This is a genomic window from Vibrio sp. 2132-1 (assembly GCF_033344315.1).
Map to the genome: position 1 here is coordinate 1 of NZ_JAWPON010000392.1, position 670 is coordinate 670.

General features: G+C 45.1%; 1 protein-coding gene. It reads left to right on the forward strand.

What is annotated here, in order from left to right:
- Positions 1 to 121: 121 nt before the first annotated feature.
- Positions 122 to 670 (forward strand): sodium/glutamate symporter (locus R8N47_RS25615; RefSeq protein WP_318186155.1); only part of this gene is annotated, 549 nt, incomplete at its 3' end.

A 670-nucleotide genomic window follows, 5' to 3' on the forward strand; every position in this document is an offset into this window, starting at 1 on the left:
AGAATTAGAGTGGAATTCACCCTAGAAAAATAAGGACTCAATAGGCAACCTGATTGGATTCGTTACCTATCTCTCGTTGAAGCATTACTCAGCGGATGAGAAAAAGGAAAAAAGAGGTTTTATGAATCATGTTATTTCAATCGGCCCACAGGAGTCGTTTCTCGTCGCTATTTGTGTGTTGTTCCTAGGGCAATTTATCAACACCAAACTTCCAATTTTAAAAAAATTTAATATCCCAGAACCGATTGTTGGTGGGTTAGTTATCGCCTGTGTGATTACCGCAATGCACTTTAATGGCGTTGATTTATCCTTCGATTTACCACTGCAAAACACCTTTATGTTGATGTTTTTTGCCACCGTTGGATTAGCGGCAAACTACACCCAGCTGATCAAAGGTGGTGCGAAGGTGTTTATCTTTCTCGCGGTGGCATCAGCGTACATTCTTATTCAAAACGCCGTTGGTGTGTCTTTGGCGACCGCATTGGGCTTAGATCCGCTAATGGGGTTAATTGCGGGTTCCATTACGCTTTCTGGTGGTCACGGAACAGGCGCAGCTTGGTCGCAGACTTTCCAAGATATGTACGGGCTACATAACGTACTTGAGGTTGCGACGGCATCTGCGACGTTTGGTTTGGTGATTGGCGGCATCATCGGCAGCCCAGTGGCACAG